Genomic DNA, 1,260 nt, shown 5'->3' on the forward strand with positions numbered 1-1,260 from the left:
TATACACCAGCAACAACCACCGTCGACACAGAAACTTATTTATTGATGCTTCGCTCTTTAAAAATCCGGATGTCCACAACAGAACAATCTACGGATTACTGCTGAGCTTTCTGCCCAACTCTTCCAGAGCCTGAGGCGGCACATAATCCTGATTTTTGTTCATCAGAAAATGATTTTCACACTGGAGGCACCTGCTTTTATGAAAAATCACATTCTCACTAACCGGGACAGGCTGAAGTATCGATATTACTCGGCGGCAAAAACAGTTTGGACAAAGATACACTATTGCCTCCGAATCGCCCACGGGTTGCTTCTTCGAATAAACAAACGTACCCGAATCAAGCTGATTAAGCTCATAACCTTCAGCCTGGCTTCTGAAGTCTTCGAACTCTGCAATTTTTGCTTTGAGATGTACTATCTCTGCGTCACGAGAATGGATGATATCATCCAGCGCAAAACAAGCTCCCTGGACACTTATTAATTTGTCCTGAATCGCAGAGGTAGCCACCTTTATTTCAAAATCGGACTTCGTTTCATTGATTTTTTTTAGCAGCCCAAGAGTTTCTTTGATAGCTGAGTACGCAGATGCAATATCGACCATTGGCTGATTACTCATTCTGTTGTTGGGGATATCCAGATTAAACGAATTCCTGTTGTTGGGGAATAGCAGGAACCACCGAGCCTGATGTGGTTAAAAGACAGGCAAATACCCTTAACCGTACACAGTAAGAGGATACCGTTATGTCTATGACAGCTAACAACCGTAACATAACCGTGAGGGTTCCACATTGCCAGGTGCCGGAAGGCGTAAGCCATGAACTCGTTGAGGAAATGATACGCGGTACGCTGGAACAGGTTCTTGTGAATTTCAGATATGACATTGTTGTAGAAAACAAGCTTTCTGTTGAAGTTGGCGGCTGGGCACCCAGTGTTTCATGCAGCGATACACGGCTGAATACCTTTGAAGTGCTTTCTGTCGTTTCGGAATGTGTGGCAGAAATCCTTTTTGACCTTGCCCCTCCAGGTATGCCGCGCACGGATAAATTTAAGCATTAATTACTGAATTGCAGACAGGAAAAATTAACACCTTAACAGGTGTGACATCACTCATCCAGAAAATGATGGAGAATAAAATGAAAGATTTAATTATCAGCACGGAAGTTCGGAATGAAATAAAAGTGACAATAGAAAAACTTTACGAGCTTTGTGAAGCTAATAAAGTTCCTGTCGTTATTGGCGTACTCCTTGAACGAGTGAAAA

At 42.7% G+C, this 1,260-nt stretch carries 2 protein-coding genes; one reads left to right on the top strand and one right to left on the bottom strand.

Annotation, left to right across the window (positions count from 1 at the left end; translation table 11 throughout):
• Positions 1-88: 88 nt before the first annotated feature.
• Entirely contained in the window at positions 89-601 is a 513-nt protein-coding gene (locus GTGU_RS06140) for a hypothetical protein (RefSeq protein ID WP_038154972.1), read from the bottom strand.
• 140 nt (positions 602-741) lie between these two features.
• On the opposite strand from GTGU_RS06140, the gene GTGU_RS06145 reads away from it, so the two are divergent.
• Positions 742-1,056 carry a hypothetical protein gene (locus GTGU_RS06145; RefSeq protein ID WP_038154970.1) on the top strand — a complete coding sequence of 105 codons (315 nt, stop codon included), beginning with the start codon at positions 742-744 and terminating at the stop codon, positions 1,054-1,056.
• Positions 1,057-1,260: the final 204 nt, after the last annotated feature.

This window comes from Trabulsiella guamensis ATCC 49490, from assembly GCF_000734965.1.
Taxonomy (GTDB): Bacteria; Pseudomonadota; Gammaproteobacteria; order Enterobacterales; family Enterobacteriaceae; genus Trabulsiella; species Trabulsiella guamensis.